21 protein-coding genes are annotated in these 22293 nt (G+C 40.4%); 8 read left to right on the top strand and 13 right to left on the bottom strand.

Annotation, left to right across the window (positions count from 1 at the left end; translation table 11 throughout):
• Positions 1-43: 43 nt before the first annotated feature.
• On the top strand, positions 44-514 hold the full coding sequence (argR, locus tag OHT75_RS11950; RefSeq protein ID WP_264726928.1) for a transcriptional regulator ArgR: 471 nt from the start codon (positions 44-46) through the stop codon (positions 512-514).
• A 139-nt stretch (positions 515-653) separates the two neighbouring features.
• On the opposite strand, the gene OHT75_RS11945 is transcribed toward argR, so the two are convergent.
• The 6 genes from OHT75_RS11945 to OHT75_RS11920 all read right to left on the bottom strand — a co-directional run bounded on the left by OHT75_RS11945 (position 654) and on the right by OHT75_RS11920 (position 7028).
• Positions 654-1592: a Dyp-type peroxidase gene (locus OHT75_RS11945; protein WP_264726926.1), complete on the bottom strand. Its 939-nt coding sequence runs from the start codon at positions 1590-1592 to the stop codon at positions 654-656.
• 121 nt (positions 1593-1713) lie between these two features.
• A complete protein-coding gene (locus OHT75_RS11940) occupies positions 1714-2742 on the bottom strand; it encodes an ABC transporter ATP-binding protein (protein WP_264726924.1) in 1029 nt (342 codons plus the stop codon).
• Between the two features lies 1 nt (position 2743).
• Positions 2744-4375: an ABC transporter permease gene (locus OHT75_RS11935; protein WP_264726922.1), complete on the bottom strand. Its 1632-nt coding sequence runs from the start codon at positions 4373-4375 to the stop codon at positions 2744-2746.
• A gap of 87 nt (positions 4376-4462) precedes the next feature.
• Entirely contained in the window at positions 4463-5470 is a 1008-nt protein-coding gene (locus tag OHT75_RS11930; protein ID WP_264726920.1) for a Fe(3+) ABC transporter substrate-binding protein, read from the bottom strand.
• A 181-nt stretch (positions 5471-5651) separates the two neighbouring features.
• A complete protein-coding gene (locus OHT75_RS11925) occupies positions 5652-6401 on the bottom strand; it encodes a ferredoxin--NADP reductase (RefSeq protein ID WP_264726918.1) in 750 nt (249 codons plus the stop codon).
• Positions 6402-6410: 9 nt separating this feature from the next.
• A complete protein-coding gene (locus tag OHT75_RS11920; protein WP_264726917.1) occupies positions 6411-7028 on the bottom strand; it encodes a DUF5610 domain-containing protein in 618 nt (205 codons plus the stop codon).
• Positions 7029-7441: 413 nt separating this feature from the next.
• Here OHT75_RS11920 and OHT75_RS11915 point away from each other — a divergent pair, with 413 nt between their 5' ends.
• Complete coding sequence (locus tag OHT75_RS11915; protein WP_264726915.1) at positions 7442-8932, top strand: FMN-binding glutamate synthase family protein; 1491 nt, start codon at positions 7442-7444, stop codon at positions 8930-8932.
• A gap of 431 nt (positions 8933-9363) precedes the next feature.
• On the opposite strand, the gene OHT75_RS11910 is transcribed toward OHT75_RS11915, so the two are convergent.
• Both OHT75_RS11910 and OHT75_RS11905 read right to left on the bottom strand, forming a co-directional pair.
• The gene (locus OHT75_RS11910; RefSeq protein WP_264726913.1) at positions 9364-9609 is read right to left on the bottom strand and encodes a hypothetical protein; all 246 of its coding nucleotides are present in this window, start codon (positions 9607-9609) and stop codon (positions 9364-9366) included.
• 269 nt (positions 9610-9878) lie between these two features.
• The gene (locus OHT75_RS11905) at positions 9879-11666 is read right to left on the bottom strand and encodes an ABCB family ABC transporter ATP-binding protein/permease (RefSeq protein WP_264726911.1); all 1788 of its coding nucleotides are present in this window, start codon (positions 11664-11666) and stop codon (positions 9879-9881) included.
• Positions 11667-12022: 356 nt separating this feature from the next.
• Between OHT75_RS11905 and OHT75_RS11900 the strand changes: the two genes are divergently transcribed.
• The 5 genes from OHT75_RS11900 to OHT75_RS11880 all read left to right on the top strand — a co-directional run bounded on the left by OHT75_RS11900 (position 12023) and on the right by OHT75_RS11880 (position 16223).
• The gene (locus OHT75_RS11900) at positions 12023-12193 is read left to right on the top strand and encodes a hypothetical protein (RefSeq protein ID WP_264727792.1); all 171 of its coding nucleotides are present in this window, start codon (positions 12023-12025) and stop codon (positions 12191-12193) included.
• Positions 12194-12647: 454 nt separating this feature from the next.
• Complete coding sequence (locus tag OHT75_RS11895; protein ID WP_264726909.1) at positions 12648-13736, top strand: ABC transporter permease; 1089 nt, start codon at positions 12648-12650, stop codon at positions 13734-13736.
• 9 nt (positions 13737-13745) lie between these two features.
• Positions 13746-14555 carry an ABC transporter ATP-binding protein gene (locus OHT75_RS11890; RefSeq protein WP_264726907.1) on the top strand — a complete coding sequence of 270 codons (810 nt, stop codon included), beginning with the start codon at positions 13746-13748 and terminating at the stop codon, positions 14553-14555.
• 5 nt (positions 14556-14560) lie between these two features.
• Positions 14561-15622 carry an MlaD family protein gene (locus OHT75_RS11885; RefSeq protein WP_264726904.1) on the top strand — a complete coding sequence of 354 codons (1062 nt, stop codon included), beginning with the start codon at positions 14561-14563 and terminating at the stop codon, positions 15620-15622.
• A 1-nt stretch (position 15623) separates the two neighbouring features.
• Positions 15624-16223 (top strand): ABC-type transport auxiliary lipoprotein family protein, encoded by a 600-nt coding sequence (locus OHT75_RS11880; RefSeq protein ID WP_264726903.1) that lies wholly within the window; start codon positions 15624-15626, stop codon positions 16221-16223.
• Positions 16224-16368: 145 nt separating this feature from the next.
• On the opposite strand, the gene aroG is transcribed toward OHT75_RS11880, so the two are convergent.
• A complete protein-coding gene (aroG, locus tag OHT75_RS11875; protein ID WP_264726901.1) occupies positions 16369-17424 on the bottom strand; it encodes a 3-deoxy-7-phosphoheptulonate synthase AroG in 1056 nt (351 codons plus the stop codon).
• Positions 17425-17761: 337 nt separating this feature from the next.
• Here aroG and OHT75_RS11870 point away from each other — a divergent pair, with 337 nt between their 5' ends.
• Positions 17762-18571 carry a substrate-binding periplasmic protein gene (locus tag OHT75_RS11870; RefSeq protein WP_264726899.1) on the top strand — a complete coding sequence of 270 codons (810 nt, stop codon included), beginning with the start codon at positions 17762-17764 and terminating at the stop codon, positions 18569-18571.
• A gap of 190 nt (positions 18572-18761) precedes the next feature.
• On the opposite strand, the gene OHT75_RS11865 is transcribed toward OHT75_RS11870, so the two are convergent.
• The 4 genes from OHT75_RS11865 to glnK form a co-directional block, all read right to left on the bottom strand.
• The gene (locus OHT75_RS11865; protein WP_406682027.1) at positions 18762-19880 is read right to left on the bottom strand and encodes a tetratricopeptide repeat protein; all 1119 of its coding nucleotides are present in this window, start codon (positions 19878-19880) and stop codon (positions 18762-18764) included.
• Between the two features lie 210 nt (positions 19881-20090).
• Complete coding sequence (locus tag OHT75_RS11860) at positions 20091-20432, bottom strand: hypothetical protein (protein WP_264726895.1); 342 nt, start codon at positions 20430-20432, stop codon at positions 20091-20093.
• Positions 20433-20519: 87 nt separating this feature from the next.
• Positions 20520-21770 carry an ammonium transporter gene (locus tag OHT75_RS11855; RefSeq protein WP_264726893.1) on the bottom strand — a complete coding sequence of 417 codons (1251 nt, stop codon included), beginning with the start codon at positions 21768-21770 and terminating at the stop codon, positions 20520-20522.
• 12 nt (positions 21771-21782) lie between these two features.
• Positions 21783-22121 carry a P-II family nitrogen regulator gene (gene glnK / locus OHT75_RS11850; RefSeq protein WP_188840778.1) on the bottom strand — a complete coding sequence of 113 codons (339 nt, stop codon included), beginning with the start codon at positions 22119-22121 and terminating at the stop codon, positions 21783-21785.
• Positions 22122-22293 lie beyond the last annotated feature (172 nt).

The following is a 22293-nucleotide window of genomic DNA, read 5'->3' as shown; positions in this document are numbered from 1 at the left end:
TAAAGCGTTTTTCTGAATAACAACTATAAGATGAAAATACTATATGCCAACCACTAAAAATCAGGATGATCTGGTCAAAACCTTCAAAGCTATCTTAAAAGAAGAGCGTTTTGGCAGTCAAAGTGAAATTGTTAATGCACTTCAATCCGAAGGATTCGGTAACATTAACCAATCAAAAGTGTCAAGAATGCTAAGTAAGTTTGGTGCGGTCCGAACCCGTAACGCCAAACAAGAAATGGTATACTGTTTACCCGCTGAATTAGGCGTGCCAACGGCAGGCAGCCCGCTTAAAAATCTCGTACTTGATGTTGACCATAACCAAGCAATGATTGTGGTCAGAACCAGTCCTGGTGCAGCGCAATTAATTGCACGTCTATTAGATTCAATAGGTAAACCTGAAGGTATTTTGGGTACAATTGCCGGTGATGATACAATTTTCATCTGCCCATCAAGCATCAAGACCATTGATGATACCCTTGAAACGGTCAAATCATTGTTTAATTTTAGCGAGTAATCGCTGCGGCAATGCTGGTAAAACTGACAATAAAAAAGCAATGCATAGGCATTGCTTTTTTATTTATGAACCACACTCTAACTACCATTAAACATTAATAATCATAAAGCTGATTCATCTATCTGAGTAAAACGCATAGTTACGCTTCATCCCACTGCAGTAAAAAATCTAATGAAGGAGCAAAAAATGATGACCCAGTTAGCGCCTTCGTAAACTGCATTAAATGATCATGATTACCATGCCCGTCACCATAAATCATACTGCGTAGCATTTGCTCAAAATTGTCTGGCGTCTTACAGCTAGAGATAAACATTAATCCCTGCTCTTTTACTGAGCCATAGGGCATACTCTGACGCAAAATTTCCATGGATGCGCCGTTAGCATCTTTTAAATTAACCCGCTTGATATGGCTGGTTAATGGCTTGTCTTCAGATTCATATTCAATATCATCTTGCTTAGTTCTGCCGATGATATCTTCTTGATTTTTAACTGGTAAACGGTGCCACTTACTTAAATTATGCGCATATTTTTGTACATGAACATAACTACCTGACTTAAACTCTGGGTCTTCATCTGCAACCAAAGCCACTTGTTGACGATGGCGCCCTTTAGGGTTTTCTGTGCCGTCAACAAAACCGGTTAAATCACGGTTATCCATAAAACGGAAGCCACGTTCTTCTTCAACGAGTTCAACCAAGTCTTCGAACATTTGATTAATTTCATTGGCCACTAAATGCAAAATATCAAAACGATCACAACGAATATGCACAAACAAATCGTACTCAATGGCTGGAGCATCACGATTGCCTTCACTCATTGAAGGAAAAGGTTTTAACAAGGCTGGACGGGCTTCGGGATAATAGGTATCCCAAAAGTTTGCGCCAATAGCAACAAAACCATTAAAAGCACTGTCAGCATACTGATCGGTGAGTTCATAGATATATTGCGCGACACTGGCAATTGAAGGGCGCAATTGATCTTCAACACCATCATTGGCATTAAACATCAAGTAAATACTGTGTAAATTACCTTCGGCACAAATCCCTAATTGCTCGCGCGGCATAACCTGATTATCCATATTGAAACAAACCACCTACATTGTTATCGGTTTAAAAAATGAAAACTAAACAAACAAGTCCAGTTACCGCTCAGTTGAATATTCTAAACCCATCATAATTTAACTTTTTGATCTGACACAATCAAAAAATAACCAAGGGGTGAGCAGGCGCAAATAAGTTGACCTTTTGACCCGGTGACAATTGTAATAGCTGACTTCTCACTTCTAAACAATGCTCTTCAACTTTTACCCAATAGTGGCATACCGTTCCTAAAAAGCGTCGTTCAACAATCACAGCAAGCCCTTGTTCATCAGCAACCAATTCAACTTGTTGAGGCCTGAGTAATAACTGCCCTTGATAATCAACAGGATAGTTTATAGACGCACTACTTTGCAACACGCCAATTGGCGATGACACCTCCATGCAACTATTGACAGTGACGGGTAAGTAATTTCCCGCACCCAAAAACTCAGCCACATATCTATCGGTGGGTTGAGCGTATAACTCTTCAGCTAAACCATGCTGAATAATGCAACCCTCTTTAAACAATGCCAATTTATCAGCAAAGACAAAAGCCTCATCTTTACTGTGGGTCACAAACACCGCGCTGACATTGCGTTGTTTGAGAATACTGCGGATCTCAAGCATCATTTCATTACGTACTTGTGCATCGATATTTGAAAATGGCTCATCAAGTAACAGTAATTGCGGCTGATAAGCTAACGCACGGGCTATCGACACTCGTTGCTGCTGCCCGCCTGACAACTCATGGGGGTAACGTTGACTTAATCCCGTTAATTTAACCAATTCAAGCATTTCATCTAAACGAGATTGTCGCTCAGCTTTATTTAACCCTTTGACACCAAAAAGGATATTATCTGCGACAGTCAGGTGTGGAAATAAGGCATAATCTTGAAAGATCATCCCAACACCACGTTGCTCACTGGGAATAAACACGTTATCACTGCTTAATACATCGCCATTAATTTTAATCGAACCCTGACTAATAGGCTGTAAACCTGCTATGGCACGTAATAAAGTGGTTTTTCCGCAGCCACTAGGACCAAGTAAGGCAACAATCTCACCTTGCTGTAACGTTAAATCGAGTCCGTTTAAAATCACCTGTCCTTGGTAATCACTGAAAACATTTTCAATCGTAAGAGTCGACATATTAGCTAGTGTGCTCCAATGAACGGTTGAGATAAATTAACGGGATTAGTCCAACAAAAACAATCACAATTGCCGCTAACGCGCCATGTTCTAGTTTCTCATCTGAGACAAACTGAAACACATAAGTGGCTAAGTTTTCAAAACCTATTGGACGCAATAATAATGCTGCAGGTAGCTCTTTCATACTTTCGATGAAAACAAGTAACGCGCCTGCTAATAATCCTTTGCGCAGTAAAGGTAAATGCACACGCATTAGTAATTGTTTAGGGGTTTGCCCCATAGTGATACTTGCCATATCTAATGAAGGTGAAATCCGTTTGTAACTGTTTTCAAGGCTGCCAATGGCAATGGCTAAAAATCTCACAGTGAATGCAAACACGATGGCGATTGCACTTCCGGTAAACACTAAACCCGGACCTCTCGCGCCAAACCAATCATAAACATCGTTAATCGCAAAATCTAGATAGGTAAGCGGAACTAATACGCCAATGGCTAACACTGTACCAGGTAACGCATAACCTGTACTGCTTAAGCGTGATGGCAGTGAATCTGTTGTACGTGGGCTAACACGGCGAACAAACATTAAAATCAGTGCCAATAGTAAACAAATCCCACTGACCACTACCGCAATATACAGACTATTCCAACTGTATTGCCAAAAGCGCTCATCCCAGCTTTGCTCGAAATATTCAATGGCATAACCCGTCAGCACAATAAATGGCAATAAAAAGGCGAGAAATAATAAGGTAGAACAATAAAACCAGGCTCCCAAGGCTTTAAAGCCAATAAGACAATATCGATCAGAGTCATTAAGTGCACTTTGTTTTTGAAATAATTCCTGTTTACGTCGAGCAAATCGCTCGAAACCCACTAAGGTAAAAATCACTAACAACATGATTGCCGATAACTTAGCCGCGGCCGTTAAACTGCCATAACCTAGCCAGGTATCGTACACGGCTGTGGTTAAGGTGGGTACAGCAAAATAACTCACCGTAGCATAGTCGGCAGCGGTTTCCATCGCAACCAACGCCACGCCGACAGCCAATGCTGGACGGGACATAGGTAACGCTAAACGCCAAAAACTGCGCCAAGGGCTGCATCCCATAATACGTGAGGCATGAAGTAAACTAGAAGATTGCTCCATAAATGCTGTACGAGCAAGTAGATAGATATACGGAAATAACACCAATGACAGCATAATTGCTGCACCACCCAAGCTACGTATTGCGGGGAAGTAATAATCATGCGGAGAGCTCCATTGAAACGCAGCCCTTAATGCTCGTTGAACTGGGCCGGCATAATCGAGCATGTCAGTATAAACATAAGCGACAATGTAAGCTGGCATTGCAAGTGGCAATAACAGGAGCCATTGAAAATAGCGCCGACCGGGAAATTCACATCTTGCGACAAACCACGCAGCGGGCACAGCAATGAGCAATGAACCCATTGCGACCAACAGCATCAATAATAGGCTGTTGGCAATATATGTGGGGAGTACCGTATCAAACAGGTGACTAAAAACTGCTTCATCGGGAAATGCGGCTTGCACAATTAATGCAATAAGCGGCAGTATGATGACTGCCGCAATTGAGTAACCAGCAAGCGACCAGCTTCTGGTTAGACCTAAAATCATAACTACAATCCAGTTAAATCAATACGGCATTATCCTGAACACCGTATTGAATGACAATGCAAAACTGGCTTTATATCAATAATGATATTAAAGATCGAACTTAACTTCATCTAACAGCTTCACTGCCGCTTGGTGATTTTCAGCCAATTTATAAATAGGGAGTGAATCAGCTTTGAATTCGCCCCATGATGCCACAAGTTTTGATGGCTTAACATCCGCTTTTACCGGATATTCCATATTAACATCCGCATAAGCTTGTTGAGCAACATTTGAAGTTAAAAACTCCATAAGCTTGATTGCATTATCTTTATTAGGTGAGAATTTAGCCAGTGCCATTCCTGATACGTTGATATGTGCACCGCGGTTATCCTGGTTAGGGAAGTTGATGTAAACTGCTTCAGCCCAACTTTTTTGGTTCTCATCCATCATCATATTGCCGTAATAATAGCTATTACCGATGGCAAAATCACACATTCCCTCTTTTACCGCTAATACTTGATCACGGTCATTACCTTGAGGTTTACGTGCTAAGTTAGCCTTTACGCCTTCTAACCACGTTTTAGTGTCTGCTTCACCATGGTGAGCAATCATAGATGCCACTAAAGCCACATTGTAAGGATGCTTACCGCTGCGAGTACAAATTTTACCTTTGTATTCTGGCTTAGCCAAATCCTCATAATTGATATCTACTTTACCGGTACGGTCTTTTGACGAATACACATTACGCACACGCATGGTAAGTGCGTACCATTCATTTTTAGGTGAACGATAGACTTCAGGAATATTGCTATTGATGACTTCGTTATTAACTGGAGAGACCAAGTCTTTTTCAACGAGTTCGATTAAACGAGAAAAATCAGAAGTTAATACAACATCGGCAGGAGATAAACGGCCTTCACGGGCAATACGTTCAGCAATACCATCTTTAGCAAAGACAACATTTACCTTGATCCCCGTATCTTGAGTAAATTGCTCTAAGATAGGTTCAACTAAAAATGCTTGTCGATATGAATACACAGTTAACGCATCATCCGCCATTGCTGAGTTGGCTAAACATGCTAAACCTAAAACTGCAGCGCTTTTTACCATTTTCATTTCCACATTCTCCCTTGTTGTTAAGAACTGTTGAAAGCAATTAACATTAGCAATGATAATAATTATCAATCGCGCAAAGAGTAAATGATCAGCACTAAAGGAGCAAGTGCCTTTTCGGAAATTTGTATTGATATTGATTTAGATCACGCGATTTATAAAATCTTAATCATGAGTGGACGGTTTACCAATATTTTTCAACGGTAATTTGCCCTGGAGCTCGCCTTAAATTTTTAATCAGCCCCAATTCTAACAACACATTTTGTGCATCACTGATCATCCCAGGATTGCCACAAATCATCACTTGCGAGTTTTCAGGATTAATTTCTAATGCCGCTTTTTGTTGTAACATACCGCTCTGAATGGCTTCGGGGATCCGACAGGTTAATGCATCGTCAAATGGCTCTCGGGTAACCATAGGGACAAATACAAACTGTTGCGGATATTTGGCTTGTAGCTGTTTTATTAAGTCTAAATAAGCCAGATCTTTAACTAGGCGAACGCCATAAACAAGGACCACTTTTTCAAACCTTTGCCAAGGTTCTTCTGTTAACAGCATTGATAAAAATGGGCCGACTGCGGTGCCTGTTGACAGCAACCAAAGATGTTTGCCTTGCAACACCCCTTGCGGGATTTCATCAAGGGTCATAAAACCAGTGGCTTTGGGAGTCACTTCAATGTTATCTCCTGGGTTAAGAGATTGTAGGTCCGGTGACAATAATCCATCTTCAACGGCAACCGCTAATATTTCAACATAGTCACTGCCTGGTGGGTTAACCACAGAATAAGCTCTTGCTATCCGCTTATCATCACGGAGCTGGCTCAATTTGATAAATTGACCTGCTACATAAGGTTCTATTGCGGCTTTAATTTTTAATGAAAACAATTTTTCATTCCAATCAATTCGTTCCAGCACCTCACCTGTTACCCACATAGTCAATCCTTATTCTTTTAGGTCATTGCTTGAAGGTAGCATGTCTGACTTAAATTTGGCTAATCCAGTTTGAATCAATTCATAAGTGCTCTCAACACCGGCGGCAATATCTCCTTGCAACACCTTTAAACCTGACAAGATCTCTTTGGCTTGACCAAAACCGTCATCTATCGCTTTGGTAATTTTGTCCATAAAGCTATTTAACTGCTGCTCATAATCACTTTGTGGATTTTGTTGTTGATGTAATGCAAAGAAGCCTGTCGCAAATTGTAAAATTCGATCTGCTGTTGCAGCAGGCGAATAATCAATCTCAGCTCCGGCCATCGGCTTAGCTGGGGTATTTTCACCCAATACCAAATCTAACTCGGCATCAATGGCATCAATCGCACTGCGATATAATAACGCCATTGATTGATCGCCAGAGGCTAATGTAACTTTTTCCTGCGCGGCTAATATTTGACCATTCATTAACCGCTTAGTAATTTGGTTTACAGACATATTGTTTTTTTTATCAACTTCCTGTGAAGCCTGTGTTTGTTCAGGCTCAGAAGCTTTGTGTTTATTTTTTTCAGCCTGGCTGGACACGGATGCATATTGCGCGATATTTCGGGTTGATTTGATTTCCATGACGTCCACCTTTTGCTAAGTTAATATATCTTTATCGACGTATAAAAATTAACCTATAGTGCTAATTGCAAAAATACAGCAGATATAGCCAACAATTTCAATGAATCAAAAAAGTTAACGGCAAATTTTGCTGTAAAAGTAAATGACCTCAACTCGGGTTAAAGATCAATAAAGGTGATTGAAAATATTTATTTAATCACTTTAAACAACAATTAAACTTTGCGCTGAAAACAAGGCGAATTTACGTGTAAATAGCGGGTCTGAGTTTGGCTTACAACCTCGCTCTGCCCCGCCATCTTTGGTGCATTTTGCAAAGCAATACAACACCGGTGTCAGTACAACGTTAAGCTTGATATTCAGTCAAATAAACCTAAGCCATTTCGCCTTACCAGCCACTACATTAAGGATAATACATGCAGCTTCAACCGTGGATTTTATGGGGTATTGATCTTTTTTCTGGACTGTTTCTTATTCTATTTTGGGTAATATTAATCAGCGTTGTCTATATGTACATTGCTGATAAATTACAAACAAAACAGGCCATTAGACATAATTACCCCGTTATTGGACGCTTTCGCTATTTGTTCGAAAAACAAGGAGAATTTTTTAGACAATATTTTTTCTCCCATGACCGTGAAGAACTGCCATTTAATCGAGCGGAACGAAGTTGGGTGTATCGCGCAGCCAAAAATGTCGATCGAACTATCGCATTTGGTTCTACACAGCCGCTTGACAAGCAAGGCAGTATTTTGTTTCTTAACTCTGCATTTCCAATTAGTGATCATGTACAGCAACCCCCTATCGCGGTAACCGTAGGGGAGTTTTGCCCTTCACCTTATACCACTGACAAAATTTGCCATATTTCAGCCATGAGTTTTGGTGCTTTATCACGACCGGCGGTTACAGCCCTGTCCCACGGTGCGGCTCAGGCTGGTTGTTGGTTAAATACCGGAGAAGGCGGTTTAAGCCCGCATCATCTAAAAGGCAACTGCGATTTAGTCTTTCAAATTGGTACCGCCAAATATGGTGTACGCAATCAGCAAGGACAGCTTGATAATGACAAACTCGCGCAAATTGCTGCCCATCCACAAGTAAAAATGTTTGAATTAAAACTCAGTCAAGGCGCCAAACCCGGTAAAGGCGGCATTCTACCCGGATTAAAAGTCACAGAGGAAATTGCCCATATTCGTGGTATCCCTATTGGCGAAGACTCAATTAGCCCCAATGGTCATCCAGAAATCACTTGTGTGGCAGATATTTTAGATATGGTTGCCCAAATTAGGCATGCAACGGGAAAACCAACTGGTATTAAGGCTGTTATTGGCGATATCAGCTGGATTGAAGAGATGTGTGACGAGATCTTGCGCCGAGGAATTGAACACGCGCCCGATTTCTTCACCCTTGACAGTTCGGATGGCGGCACTGGCGCGGCACCGCAAGCCTTAATGGATAATGTAGGATTACCGCTGCGAGAAAGTTTACCTAGGTTAGTTGACCTGTTAATTCAAAAAGGATTACGTCAACGCATCAAAATTATTGCGACAGGAAAACTAGTAATGCCTTCCTATGTTGCATGGGCGCTGGCGACCGGTGCCGACTTTATTGCTTCAGCTAGAGGAAATATGTTTGCGTTAGGGTGCATTCAATCTCTGCAATGCAACAAAGATACCTGTCCAACAGGGATCACCACTCACAATAAACGCTTGCAACAGGGATTAGATCCAAAAGACAAATCCACACGTGTGGCTAGCTATAATCATTACTTACATTATGATTTGGCCATGATAGCGCACTCTTGTGGGGTGCATGATCCTCGATTACTTACCCGAAAACATGCTCATATTGTGATATCCAGTGGGGTGTCCATTTCTTTAGATCAGCATTATAGGCATATGGCAACATAAGTGAGTGTTAATATACTCCCAAAGTATTACTTTTAAGCTAGCGTGTTATCGGCTAAACTACAGTATGGTACTTCTGTCACACTACACAGGTAAAGTGATGGGTATGTCACTCAATTGCTATAGATCGGTAACACGCTTTAAAGGATACAAACTTGGATAGGAAGACCCCAAAAACGATGCCTGATAACAAAACTGCCAGCTATAGCTGTCAAAATTGTGGTCGTCTCACTGAAATTGAAGGCGAAATGGTATGTTTTGATCAAGGAAAAATAACGCGTCTCATTCCACTAGAAAAACCTGACACACTAATCAAATTAGTCTGTATTGGTTGGCAAAAAAAATAAGCACAATTACCACTATATTTTGACAGTACCCCTCCATGCTAACATCTGATTCATCATTAAATGATCATTACTGGTTTTGCCACGTAGTTATATCAGTATGTCCTTATTTTCAGATTGCTTAATGATCTTATCGTTTAAATCATCTGCTGATAGCTTAGATAAAGTCAGCCCACGAGTTGTCACTCTTAAACCCGCGCAAAGTTCATTATAAACATTGTTAATGTCATCTTCTGACAACTCACGTGTTTTTAACATAGCCATAATAGCGAACCAGTCGGTACTCACTTTATGCTGAGTGCCTTCTAATGCGGCTATTAAAGGAATATTTTGCATCTGCCTTCTCCATATGCCATTGGCACTTAACAATATTTTACTTTAACTGAAAATTGTTCATTGCTGGATAAGTCAATTGAAAGGCTTGAGAAATTTTGCTTTAGCCTTAAAAAATTGATTTATCAATCACAATTAACCACCGTTTTGGGTGGGTAAAAATTGCCTCCCAAAATCAACCACTATCTAGGGCGTGTTTGGCAATTAATTATACTCACACCCGATAAACAAACACAATTTTTAACAATTCATCAGATGCATTTTTATAGAGCCTAAGATGCTTGCTCATTTTGAATACGCCATAAATGGGCATACAAGCCCTGCGCATTGATTAAATCAGTATGATTACCTACTTCAACCACCCGTCCTTTGCTCAGCACCACAATAATATCTGCATCAATAATGGTCGATAATCGATGAGCAACAACCAAACTGGTATGCCCTTTGGCGGCATCGCGCAGCGCAGTTAGAATGGCTTTTTCTGAGCGACTGTCTAAGGACGATGTGGCCTCATCAAATACCAGGAATGGCGCCGACTTTAATATGGCCCGGGCAATGGAAACCCTTTGTTTTTCGCCACCCGATAATTTCAGTCCTCTTTCACCTACCTTGGTTTGCCATTGCTTAGGTAATGAGGCAATAAAATCACTCAAATGGGCCATTTGCGCGGCTTGTTCAATCTCAGCTTGTGTGGCACTTGGTCTGCCATATCGAATATTTTCATATAGGCTATCGTTAAACAGCACTGTGTCTTGTGGAACTATGGCTATGGCTTGACGTAATGCTTGCTGAGAAAAGTGACGAATATCTGTGCCATTAATAGATATGCTGCCTTTATCTACATCATAAAATCGAAACAATAACTTGATTAAAGTTGACTTGCCTGCGCCACTATCTCCAACCACAGCAACCTTCTTACCCAGAGGCACTTCAAAACTCACATCATGTAAAATTTGTCTTTCATCGTATTGAAAACTGACATTGTCGAATTTAATTGTCCCTAAGGCAGGTGATTGTTGAATGGCATCATCCATATCAACGACTTTAGGTTGCTTGTCTAAAATATCAAACATACGTTCAATGTTAGCTAGGGCACCTCTAATTTCACGATAAACAAACCCTAAAAAATTCAGCGGAATAAATAACTGCATCATAAAAGCATTAATTAGCACAAAGTCACCAATAGTCATGGTGTTTTGTGAAACTTCATAGGCGGCTAGACCCATCATAGACGTCATCGCGATAGCAATAATAAGCGCTTGTCCTGCGTTCAAAGCAAATAGTGATAAACGGTTTTTTCTTTTAGCCACTTCCCACTGACTTAATGCTGAGTCATAACGGTCAGACTCATGGGATTCGTTATTAAAATATTTAACGGTTTCATAATTTAACAAACTGTCAATTGCACGTGTATTTGATAATGAATCAGCCTTTGCTGCCTCGCGAACATACTCTGTACGCCACTCTGTCGCCATCACAGAATAACCAACATAAGCCATCACTGATGCCAGAGTGATCAGCGCAAAGCTGATACCATACTGAAACAAAAAAATGCCAATAACTAAGGTGATTTCAAGTAAAGTAGGCACAATATTAAACACCATAAAGCGCATTAAAAAACTCACGCCACTTGTGCCACGTTCAATATCTCTAGATAAGCCGCCTGTGCGACGGTCAAGATGAAAATCTAAATCAAGGCGATGTAAATGATTGAATACCCCAAGACCTAAACGCCGAATAGCACGTTCAGTGACACGGCCAAAAAGAGTATCTCGCACCTCTCCAATGACCACATTAAGGAACCTAATTGCACCGTAAGCAAGCACTAACCCGATCGGTGCAGCAACAATCGCTGAAGCCAATGAAGCATTTTGGCTTAAGGTATCGACCATCTCCTTTAGAATAAATGGCAAACCAACACTGGCCAATTTAGCCACAACCAAGCACGCCATCGCGAGAATAATTCGACCTTTAAACTCAATAAGGTAAGGCCATAACATGCTTAATACTTGCCAGTTTAATTTACCTACTGGTCCTTCAAAATAGGCGGATGGCCGCATATTTAACTCCAAATAATGTGTAAAAAATCAAATTCACTGCGGGGCGGTATTGATGAAGCCTGATCATACCATTTTCTAAATAAATAACTTTGTTAACACGTTCGAAAATTCGTCATCGAAAAAGGTGGCAATTATCGTTTTAATACACAAAATGTAGCACTTTAGACTTACATATATTTTAAAAATATATCCATATGTACTATTATTTAATAAAAAGAAGTCGAATTTATGTCTTTTTAGCCGAATTAGAGTTATTTCTATATTCAGAATTTGTTACCCTTTAGCTTGAATCGGTCACTTAGTCAGGTTGTTTGTTACCGTTTATCGAGCACCAACGATTTTTAGGAAGCGTTATCTTGGAAAGTAAGAATGTAAAATATCCCCCATTACAGTTAATTCAAACATGGGTGTGGATGATGATTGAATCCGGTAATCCAGAGTTACAGGATAAAGGTCGTAATAATCTTATTTCAGCATTTGGTACACTAGCAAAAGCTAATCAATATTTAACTGAAAACGCGAAGTAATTTTATTTTACCATTTTACTTCACTTAGCAAGATTCAGCCTTCTTCATTAAAGGGGGCAAAATATTTTTTGCACCCATTTTTAAGCTATGTTGAATAAGTAGCTCAATCCCCGTATTTTTACTCATTTAGCCTGAAGTTAATCAATCTTTAATCGGACAAGCAAAAAGGTCTATATTATTGCCCTCTTCGCCCTACCTTATCTAGCCTCTAGCGTCTAAAAACCAAAGCACAAGCCCGCTATTGACGCGTAAATTCGCCTTGTAACAGCACAAAGTTCAAATTTGATGGTAACGATTTGAATATCAATATTTTAAATCTGTTTATTCACCTCTTAACCAAAGTTGAGGTTACCGGTAAAAACTATCGTGTGCTTTACGTATTTATATAGTAAGGTAAAGGATAAACTCTTTATTTAACCTCTTGTTATGCTATCAACACGGAGCTTGGTAATTAATGAATTCGGTTCCCCTTCTAGTGATTGAAGTCAGTTTAGATGCCAAAATCACCTCGGCTTCTGTTGCACAGTGGTGGCAACGTATTAACTCATTACTTCTAGACAACCCGAATGCTGCCATTCGAGTCGACGCTAAAGACCTGACCTATATTGATACGACGGGCATCGCATTCCTGTACGATTTACAAAATCGTCAACGCCCAACTCATGCTGAAATCATTATCGAAAATCTTGCTCCAAACCTGGCCGCATTAATTCCCACATCAAAACAACAAACTGTGGTTGAAAATGAGCAGAAAAGTGAAAGCAAGTCACTGATAACAACGATAGGCAAAGCAACCCAATCACAAATCGCTTATGTCAGTACTATGTACCTTTTTTTAAAAGAGTGTGCGATGGCGATGAAAGAGACGTTATTGGGTAAACAAAAAGTGCGTTGGGCTGAAGTATTTACCATTGCAACGCAAGCAGGCGCAAATGCAGTCCCTATCGTCTTGCTCATTGGCTTTTTAATGGGGGTCATTATGGCCTTTGAAATCGGCCTCGTTGCGCAAAAATTTGGCGCGGTGCTATTTGTCGCTGATGGCATTGGTATATCGATGTTCCGAGAACTCGGTCCATTAATGACCGCTATTATCTTTGCTGGCCGAACAGGTGCTGCATTTGCAGCTGAAATTGGCACTCAAAAAGTGAATGAAGAAATCAACGCATTAAACACCTTCGGTATAAGCCCTATCTCTTATTTAGTATTACCTCGCATATTAGCCTCTATTATGGTGTTACCTCTATTGACCATTTTGGCTGATTTAGTCGGCATTTTTGGGGGTGCCTTGGTGTTACTCAAATTTAATATCGGCTTTTTACAGTTTTATAATGAACTGCTTCACTCCATTTCATCGTGGGATTTTATTGTTGGCTTATTGAAGGCAACCACATTTGGAATAACCATTGCAGCCATAGGTTGTGAGCGAGGGTTAACTACAGGCTCAGGCGCCACATCAGTTGGTCTTTCGGCCACCAGCGCGGTTGTCACCAGCATAGTTTGGATTGTGGTGATTGATGGCTTCTTCACTGTGCTGACAAGTTAAGGGGAAATCATGGCAAACGTTCACATCCCCCCTAGGGAGCAAACGGCACCCGCAGAAAATGCACTGAGTGTCGAACATCTAAAAATGGGCTACGGTGACAGAATACTGCTTGAAGATGCGAGTTTTAGCGTTAAAAAAGGTGAAATTCTAGTCATTCTTGGTGGTTCAGGTTGTGGGAAATCAAGCCTAATGAAGCATATTATTGGCTTGTATCAACCTATGGCTGGCGATATTAAGATTAAAAATCAGAGTATTGTTAATGCGAATAAAGCAGACAAAGCTAAACTGCAACGTCAACTCGGGGTAATGTATCAAAGCGGCGCCTTGTTCGGTTCATTGAATGTCTTGGAGAATGTCCGTTTCCCACTGGATCAGTTTACCGATATTGGCCTAAAAGAAAAAAACCTCACCGCCAGTATTTTATTAGATTTACTTGAAATGGGTTACGCTGGCTCACTTATGCCTGGCGAGTTATCCGGCGGTATGCTGAAGCGCGCTGGCATAGCAAGAGCAATGGCACTGGGCGCTGATATTTTAATGCTAGATGAACCATCAGCGGGTTTAGACCCCATTACTGCCGCAAATTTAGATCAAACAATTTTACGATTGCGTGACAGTTTAGGTGTGACCTTTGTAATAGTAACCCATGAATTACAAAGCATTTTCAACATTGCAGATAGAGCTATCATGCTAGACCCCCACACAAAATCTATTATTGCTGAAGGAAGGCCTCAATCATTGCGAGATCACAGTGAGGACCCTCACGTTCGGCAATTTTTTAATCGTCTTTCAGATAAAGAACAACATAAAGGAGAATAAACAGTATGGATGAATCTCAGAAACACTTTCGACTTGGACTGTTTGTTGTCATTACCTTAATTTTATTGTTTGGCATTTTATTTATTTTAGGTGGCCAATCGCTCTTCAAACCTAAATTAACCTTCGAAACCTACTTTGATAATTCAGTATCGGGATTGGAAGTCGGCTCGCCAGTGTTATATAGAGGTATACCTACTGGCGTGGTCACGTCTATTGAGCTAACCAACTCCATTTATGAATCCGATGTTCCCAGAGAAAATCGTAAATCCTATGTGGTTGTTCGCAGTGAAATTACCGGTTCAAAAGGAGCGGTAAAAGACTGGGAAAAGAACCTTCAAGTTGCGATAGATAGAGGACTGAGAGCTCAAACTCAGCTAGCGGGCATTACTGGGCAGCAATATTTATCATTAGACTACATGGATTTAGATCCTAACAATAATGAAGATCTCGTCTTTGATTGGCAACCTGATTTCAAGTATGTGCCATCGGCTAAAAGCTCAACAGGTAAGATTATTGCTGGTATTCAAAAACTACTAGCTAGCCTCGATGAAGCCGATATAGCTGATTTAGGTAAAAATATCAATGGCTTGTTAGTGACACTCAACGACAAAATTGAAACCATTAACACCTCTGAAATGTCTAGTGCTGCAGTGCAACTGTTGCATTCGGCAAACCAAGCCATTGAACGTATTGACACATTAATTGCACAAAGTAAATTAGATCAAACATTTAGCAATGTTAATTCAGCCAGTGGGCATTTAGAGCAACTCCTTGCGGGACCTGAATTACAACAAACTCTGACGTCACTTGCCGCTGCAACAAGTGCTTTGAATGCCAGCCTTGCAACTGATGGCGATATCACTAAAGCGATTGTCAATTTAGATCAGGTTCTACAGCGCGCCGATATAATCATGGCAGACAATCAATATGATATTAATAGCCTGATCCGTGATCTAAAAATCACCGCAGAAAATTTAAAACAATTATCTAACGATGCGAAACTCAATCCATCAGGGATACTTTTTGGTAGTCCCCCAGAAAAACTAAACCTTGAGGAGAAAAAATAACATGGCTCAATTAAAGTTAATTCCCTTTATTGCAAGCATCATATTGCTCGCTGGCTGCGGTTTGAGTCAATCAGCGGTTAAGTTGAACAACTATGTTATTGCAACCAGTTTAGATGGACAAACATATCCGAAAGTCGGTGACAGCTTACGTATAGATCAAGTCACCAGCACCGCCCCCTTTAATGAAAAAGAAATGGTCTATCGGGTCAGCGATGTGAAATTTGAGAGTGATTATTACAATCGTTTTATCAGCGGGCCTGAAGAGATAGTCGGTAATCAAATTGCATTATGGTTAGAAAAATCAGGGTTATATGGCGCCGTGTCACAGCCCAATATGCGTGCCCCATCAAAGCAAATACTGCAAGTATCCATTACCAAGTTATTTGGTGATTTTAGAGACAACCAACAACCCGCTGCTGTTATGGAAATGCAATTTGTATTGGTTGAAAGTCAAGGTCTCCGCCCAGAAGTTATCATGAAAAAGACGCTTGCTAGCCGAGTCAATATTGATGCCAAAGATCCCGCATTATTAGCTCAAGGCTATGGCACTGCGTTAAATGATATTCTAAAGCAACTCGCCACACTACTTTCTGAAAAGTAATTAGCGCCTATTGTGATTTGCTAGTTGAATGTTATTAGGACGTATTTATTAAGGCCGTCGATTGCAGGCTAGTCATCACACCTACTGAAGTAGGTGGTTTAGGGCTGAAAATCAAAAGGCGCAAGTAGCGCCTTTTGAGTTTACGCTATAAGCCTCTGCGTCTTATCACACTGTCACTTAATGTAGCCAGTAATGACTCTGTGTCAGACCAACCGATACACGCATCCGTTACACTCTGGCCATAGCAGGCAACTTTACCATCTACAATGTCTTGGCGGCCTTCTACCAGATTGCTTTCAACCATCACACCAAAGATACCTTTGTTCCCTGCAGAGATTTGTGATGCGACATCTTCTGCCACTAGCATTTGACGTCGATAATCTTTAGCGCTGTTAGCATGGCTAAAATCAATCATCACATTATCGGCAAGGTTTGAGGACGTTAACTGAGCCTGAATAACGCTCACATCTTCAGCGCTGAAGTTAGGCACTTTCCCTCCCCGAAGAATAATATGACAGTCTGGATTACCTTTAGTTGACACAATTGCTGAGTGGCCAAACTTAGTCACAGACAAAAAGTGATGAGGAGCATTTGCCGCACCAATGGCATCTATCGCCACTTTAATCGTACCATCTGTACCATTTTTAAATCCGACAGGACATGATAGCCCAGATGCTAATTCACGATGCACCTGAGACTCAGTTGTACGGGCACCAATCGCTCCCCAACACATCATATCAGCCACATATTGCGGGGTGATCATATCTAAGTACTCACCCGCAGTCGGAATGCCGAGATCGTTTAAGTCCACTAACAATTTTCTGGCGGTGCGAAGGCCATCATTAAGTTGAAAACTGTTATCCATATAAGGATCATTGATAAGTCCTTTCCACCCAACTGTTGTGCGCGGTTTTTCAAAGTAGACCCGCATGACGACTTCTAGCTGATCTGCATATTTCTCGCGCATAAGCGCTAATCGTTGGCCGTATTCAAGCGCCGCTTTAGGATCATGAATTGAACAAGGACCAATCACCACTAATAGGCGGTCATCTTTTCTGGTTAAGATGTTATGAATGTTATTTCGTGCCGTAAATACCGTTTCTGATGCATTTTCGGATGCTGGAAATCGTTCAAGAATCGCAATAGGAGGTAGTAACTCTTTGACTTCATTGATGCGAACATCATCATTTTGATAATACATATAATACAACTCCGGCGTTACAGGCTAAATTTCAACCACTTTACAATTATGTGTCCCAACAATCGGGCTCTAATGGTACATGACATTAAAATTTACCCATTATCCACTAACAAATCAATAAACTATTCATATTTTAATATTTATTACATAAAACATTGTTTTTAAACACAATTAATGTTTAATTTCAAACTTTTATGGCCATTAAAATCCCCTTGCAAGATAATTTCAACATCCTCAGCAAAATACCCTTTGAGTTGTTATGCTTTAAGTAAGAGAATGAGTAACAAAAGTAAGATTTAATCAGCAAAACATTACCACTTAAAAAGGAGGTCGTGATTTGAAACATACTCAATATAAACTAAGCGTTAACATCAAACCGATACTTCTCGGTATTTTGGCATTCTTTAGTTTTGCTATAGCCAATGAGACGGCTTTTGCGGCTGAGGAAAAAACAATTAACTTTGCGACAAGTAATAGTATTGCACCTTACTTTTTTGTTGATAAAAAGGGGGGACTTCAATATGAACTATTAAATGCGGCCTTAAAGATGCATCATTTGCAGCTAGGTGACATTACGTTTGCAACCAATCGACGGGCTTTACGATTAGTTAAAACAAAAAAAGTCGACTGCCTTATTAATGCCCCATCAAATAGTGATGGATTATTCTTAACCCAAAGCTTAATTGAGTATCAAAATAGTGTATTTTTTCTGACGAAGAACAAACTAAAAATTGATACAATACAGGATCTTAAGAATTACTCTTTGATCGGATTTCAAAATGCGGATCACTTTTTAGGTGAAGAGTTTTTAGCCTTATCGAAAACCCATAAAAATTATAACGAAATTGCTAGCCAACAAAATCAAGTCTTAATGTTATTCAGTGAGCGTATTCAAGCTATTATTCTTGAACAGAGAATTTTCGACTATTACCGCAACCAAATAAACAACCGCATAAAATTACCCTATCAAGTGACTCAGGTTATTTTATTCGATCAAGCCCCGCGTTTTATTGCCTGTCATGATCCCGATACCACAGCCTTAGTTGATGAAGCCATTTCACAATTAAAACAAACCAACCATTATCAACAAATTTTACTCAATGCTGAACAGGGCATCTACGAAATAACAGGCCCCATTAACGAGTGATAATTTTTTTGATTTAATGTTATTCGAGTTAAAATGTGTAGCCGCCCCCTTAGATGAAGTAACGTTGCAGACCGTTTTTACTGCGTTATCGACTATTTATGAAGCATAACTGCTTCACTAAATATTTGTGTGTTCAAAATGCTCAACAACTCACAATAAAAGCCGCCAGAACAATATCCCGAGTATATTTTTACCAACGTTTCATTGCTTGAAGTTTACTTTGATATCGACGCTTACTGTCTTCATCGCCAGTCAGTGATAATGCTTTTTGCATATTCTTTTTGGCTAACCTGTGCTCACCTGTTGCCCAGTATGTTCTGGATAATCCAAAATAAAACTCATGGCGATAATCAGCCTTTGCCAAGGCACGTTTGTACCATACTAATGCTTCTTGATAATGTTGTTCGAAATAAGCCTGCTGGGCCATATCATAATAATAGAAAGGATTATTTATGCGGCTTAACTCTAGAGTTTTATGCACTTCAGCCCATTCTTCCAACCTGTCTTGCTCACCTAGGATTACAGCAAGATTAAATAGGGTGGTCATGTCTTCTTTGTCCATTGACAGAGCTGCCCGATAGGCCTGCTCCGCCTTTGGGTTATCACCTTTATGGCGATATATCACTGCAAGGGTATTGATACTTGACACAAAACTCGGATCACTTTTGATGCTTTGTTTGATTAACGCATACGCTAAATCATATTGTTGTTCGACTAAAGCCTCTGCTGCAACATTGTTGTAGTACATCGCTGTGAGCGTTTTTTTATTCACGATTTTTTTGCTGTAGCCACGCACTGCTCGCTCAGGTAAAAAATCGACCAATATTTTGTGATCACTAAATGCCACCACATTGGCATCAATTGCGGGTGATAAGAATAAATTCACATGACCATTGACTAAGTAAAAACCACCGCGTTTATCCCAAATGGGTTCGACATCAATATCTTGAAACTCAACAGGAATATTAAATGCATCTGCCAAGGCGGCAGATAATACCACTAATGACATGCAGTTTCCCTCTCTCACGGTAGAGGTAACACTGGCAGGACGGGTAAAATGATCTCGATATTCAAAGCCGCCATTCTGCGCGCCAATATATTCAGCTAACCAATCATGAGAAGAGATATTTTTATGACGAATATTTTTATCTCTATAAAATTCTTGTTTAACTTGAGCGATATATTCTTGGGGTAAGGCATAGATTTGCTCAGGGGTGATGACATCAACTGGCGTGAAGAGCTCATCATGAAACAAAGGTTCAATGGCAATAATGTGGCTAGATTTAGGCGTAGATTGGCAACCAGACATCAAAGCCCAAAACGCGATAATCAGCAGAATATTGCTCAATACTCTAGAGCGTTGTTGGCCAGAATAAAAACGCATTACGTACTGCGTAAAGGTAATGTTTAACATAACCAAACCCTCTTAAACGAGATACGAATAAGATAAGTTTAGCCAAGCATTGCTTTTTCAGCCAAAAAATCACTTAACAGGCTATTGAGTAAGCGCATTTATTCTCTATCGCGATGGATTTTGCTCATTCGGTTGATCGATTTGAATAAATACCTCTTTGTTTTGGTATTGATAAGGACGATAAGCTAAGCCATTACAGGTGAAGTAACGATAAGGTAAAGTCACAGGTAAACACCCTAATGGTAATGATTGCAAAATTTGGATTTGTTGTTGCATCCTTAATGCTTCTTGCCACTCATAATCTTGAAGCACTTGATCTCTTACGGCAAAAGCATCAAATGACTCTGATGATTTTCTAACAACAATCTGACCTGCACTAGATAACCCAGTGAACAATAGTCCAATTAAAGCAATGGCGACACCTAGCCACTTGATCAATTGCTTCATAACCCCTCCTGCTGTTTAATCCGGTTTAATCTAACACATAAAAAAACAGAGCCCCAAGGACTCTGTTTAATCATAGCGCGTCTATTACTAGCCTGCTGTTTTAACACTCACAAACTCTGGATAAGCATCAATACCACAATCTGAAGCATCCATACCGTTGTACTCTTCTTCTTCTGATACACGAATACCCATAGTCACTTTTAACGCAAACCACACCACTAATGACGCACAGAATACCCAGGTAAAGATAACTCCAGCACCAAATAGCTGTGAGCCAAAACTTGCATCAGCATTAGATAAAGGTACTAACATCAAACCTAAAAAGCCTGCTACTCCGTGAACCGAGATTGCGCCCACTGGATCATCTATTTTAATGCGGTCAAAGCCAATGATAGAGAAAATAACCACACCACCCGCAACAAGACCAATGACACCAGCCATGATTAATGAAGGCGATAATGGATCTGCGGTAATGGCCACTAATCCCGCTAGTGCACCATTAAGTATCATGGTTAAATCCGCTTTACCCCAAATCACTTTGCACACAATCAAGGCAGCTACAGCACCAAACGCAGCAGCGGAGTTGGTATTTACAAAAATTTTCGCTACGGCTGATGCATTTTCAGCATCTGATACTAATAATTGTGAACCACCGTTAAAACCAAACCAGCCCATCCATAAAATGAACATCCCTAACGTTGCCATAGGCAAATTTGACCCAGGAATTGGATGAACCTGACCATTTGCACCGTATTTGCCTTTACGAGCCCCTAACAATAGTACGCCAGAAATCGCAGCTGCGGCACCAGCCATGTGCACAATACCGCTTCCGGCAAAGTCAACAAAACCAGCTTCAGAAATAAATCCACCACCCCATGTCCAGTAGCCTTCAACAGGGTATATTACTGCCGTCATTACCACAGAAAAAGCAAGGAAAGCCCACAGTTTCATGCGCTCAGCAACGGCGCCAGAAACAATCGACATCGCGGTAGCAACAAACACCACTTGGAAGAAGAAATCAGATTCAAGCGCGTGATCAGCATCGGCAGCTTGTGAACCAATTAACGTAGCAAAGGATGGAATAATGCCACCTTCGGCATTATCAACATACATGATGTTATAACCCACTAGCAGGTACATCACACAAGCAATAGAATACAAACAGACGTTTTTAGTTAAAATCTCAGTAGTATTTTTTGAGCGAACCAAACCCGCTTCTAGCATCGCAAAGCCAGCCGCCATCCACATGACTAATGCACCAGAGATTAAAAAGTAGAAGGTATCTAACGCGAAACGTAACTCGCTCACTGTCAGTCCTAATTTAGCTAATTCTTCCATTATGATCGCCCCTTATAATGCTTCGTTATCAACTTCACCCGTACGAATACGAATGGCTTGTTCTAACTCAGTAACAAAAATTTTGCCGTCACCAATTTTTCCGGTATGAGCTGCCGTGGTGATCGCTTCAATTAACATGTCTAAGTTTTCTTCTTTAGTGGCAATCTCTAATTTTACTTTTGGTAAAAAATCCACTTGATATTCGGCACCACGATAAAGCTCTGTATGCCCTTTTTGACGACCAAAACCTTTCACCTCAGTAACTGTCATACCCTCAATGCCCATTCCAGCAATGGCTTCACGGACATCATCCAGTTTAAATGGTTTGATGATTGCGCTGACGAGTTTCATCTCGACCTCCAAAAATTAATAAAAAGACAACTTGTTATATATTTGTTGGAATATCAGATTCAATCATCAGGCCAACTATTTAACCTTCTGCTTTTAAAGATAAAAATAATTATTATCACTAAAGTGCAGGGTTAATAAGCACCATGATGGTGCGCGTAAAAACTCGCTTGCT

The sequence above is a fragment of the Shewanella subflava genome (assembly GCF_025971955.1).
In the GTDB taxonomy this organism is placed as follows: domain Bacteria; phylum Pseudomonadota; class Gammaproteobacteria; order Enterobacterales; family Shewanellaceae; genus Shewanella; species Shewanella subflava.
Note: the sequence above shows the minus strand (reverse complement) of the source record. Positions and strands in the feature narration are given on the sequence as shown.

Coding starts and splice junctions, on each gene's coding strand:
- argR (WP_264726928.1), top strand. CDS start 44: ATGCCAACCACTAAAAATCAGGATGATCTGGTCAAAACCTTCAAAGCT.
- OHT75_RS11945 (WP_264726926.1), bottom strand. CDS start 1,592: ATGGATAATCAGGTTATGCCGCGCGAGCAATTAGGGATTTGTGCCGAA.
- OHT75_RS11940 (WP_264726924.1), bottom strand. CDS start 2,742: ATGTCGACTCTTACGATTGAAAATGTTTTCAGTGATTACCAAGGACAG.
- OHT75_RS11935 (WP_264726922.1), bottom strand. CDS start 4,375: ATGATTTTAGGTCTAACCAGAAGCTGGTCGCTTGCTGGTTACTCAATT.
- OHT75_RS11930 (WP_264726920.1), bottom strand. CDS start 5,470: ATGAAAATGGTAAAAAGCGCTGCAGTTTTAGGTTTAGCATGTTTAGCC.
- OHT75_RS11925 (WP_264726918.1), bottom strand. CDS start 6,401: ATGTGGGTAACAGGTGAGGTGCTGGAACGAATTGATTGGAATGAAAAA.
- OHT75_RS11920 (WP_264726917.1), bottom strand. CDS start 7,028: ATGGAAATCAAATCAACCCGAAATATCGCGCAATATGCATCCGTGTCC.
- OHT75_RS11915 (WP_264726915.1), top strand. CDS start 7,442: ATGCAGCTTCAACCGTGGATTTTATGGGGTATTGATCTTTTTTCTGGA.
- OHT75_RS11910 (WP_264726913.1), bottom strand. CDS start 9,609: ATGCAAAATATTCCTTTAATAGCCGCATTAGAAGGCACTCAGCATAAA.
- OHT75_RS11905 (WP_264726911.1), bottom strand. CDS start 11,666: ATGCGGCCATCCGCCTATTTTGAAGGACCAGTAGGTAAATTAAACTGG.
- OHT75_RS11895 (WP_264726909.1), top strand. CDS start 12,648: ATGAATTCGGTTCCCCTTCTAGTGATTGAAGTCAGTTTAGATGCCAAA.
- OHT75_RS11890 (WP_264726907.1), top strand. CDS start 13,746: ATGGCAAACGTTCACATCCCCCCTAGGGAGCAAACGGCACCCGCAGAA.
- OHT75_RS11885 (WP_264726904.1), top strand. CDS start 14,561: ATGGATGAATCTCAGAAACACTTTCGACTTGGACTGTTTGTTGTCATT.
- OHT75_RS11880 (WP_264726903.1), top strand. CDS start 15,624: ATGGCTCAATTAAAGTTAATTCCCTTTATTGCAAGCATCATATTGCTC.
- aroG (WP_264726901.1), bottom strand. CDS start 17,424: ATGTATTATCAAAATGATGATGTTCGCATCAATGAAGTCAAAGAGTTA.
- OHT75_RS11865 (WP_406682027.1), bottom strand. CDS start 19,880: ATGTCTGGTTGCCAATCTACGCCTAAATCTAGCCACATTATTGCCATT.
- OHT75_RS11860 (WP_264726895.1), bottom strand. CDS start 20,432: ATGAAGCAATTGATCAAGTGGCTAGGTGTCGCCATTGCTTTAATTGGA.
- OHT75_RS11855 (WP_264726893.1), bottom strand. CDS start 21,770: ATGGAAGAATTAGCTAAATTAGGACTGACAGTGAGCGAGTTACGTTTC.
- glnK (WP_188840778.1), bottom strand. CDS start 22,121: ATGAAACTCGTCAGCGCAATCATCAAACCATTTAAACTGGATGATGTC.